The organism is Vibrio sp. 10N.222.55.A1, from assembly GCF_041473835.1.
GTDB lineage: Bacteria > Pseudomonadota > Gammaproteobacteria > Enterobacterales > Vibrionaceae > Vibrio > Vibrio crassostreae_C.
The window spans coordinates 1-904 of record NZ_JBFRSX010000141.1; the positions used below are offsets into that span (position 1 = coordinate 1).

A 904-nucleotide genomic window follows, 5' to 3' on the forward strand; every position below is an offset into this window, starting at 1 on the left:
CGACAATACTATTAAATTAATTTCATAAATTTGATGAATAATTAGCTTTAAAAATTAGCAAAATAACAATACGTGCTTTAAACTAAAACACCTAAAGTTCAAGTAATGAGTTAAGAAAAGGAGTTCCACATGGCTAAGCTGGAGGCTTATAACGCCATTTTACTTGCGGAGAACAATTTACAATCGATACTACTAAAAGAGTCTATAGAACAGAAAGTTAACCTGAACATAAAACTCATATCACCGGAAAGGCTCAGTGCTAAATCCCTAAAAAACGATGACTTAGTTCTGATTATTATTGATTTCCCGACAATGAGTAAGCAATACATTGAGAAATACCAGGAGCTCAGAGATGACGTAGCAAGTGATGTCCATGAAGTGCTACTCAATACACCAGGCGATTTCCCGCACTCTGAAATGCTTAAATGGCAGTATCTTGTCGGCATTTTTTATACGTCGGACACCCTTGAAAAGCTCGTGGCCGGCTTTAACTGCATTTTGCAAGGCGAGATGTGGATGAGCAGAAAGCTGATCTATAAATACATCCGTTTTTATAGAGACAGACAATGCGCCAAAACCAGCCCTCATTACCTCAAGCTGACCAAACGCGAACAGCAGATCATCAAACTACTCGGTGATGGCGCATCTAACACGCAAATTGCGGACACACTCTATGTCAGTGAGAATACAGTTAAAGCACACCTTCACAATACATTCAAAAAGATCAAGGTGAAGAATCGCTTACAAGCTTTGATCTGGGTTAAGAACAACGTTGCGACAAATGAGTTTGTCCAATAGACCTAACTCTCTGCCCTCAACCATAAACAGTCAATGCAGTTAGAATGTAGAAATCCCAAATACAAAAAAGCCGTAGCATCTCTGCTACGGCTTTCTTTAATGTGGT

1 protein-coding gene is annotated in these 904 nt (G+C 39.0%); it reads left to right on the forward strand.

The genetic code is table 11. From position 1 onward, the window contains the following. Nucleotides 1-129 precede the first annotated feature (129 nt). Nucleotides 130-798 carry a LuxR C-terminal-related transcriptional regulator gene (locus AB4493_RS22145; protein ID WP_136974805.1) on the forward strand — a complete coding sequence of 223 codons (669 nt, stop codon included), beginning with the start codon at nucleotides 130-132 and terminating at the stop codon, nucleotides 796-798. Nucleotides 799-904: the final 106 nt, after the last annotated feature.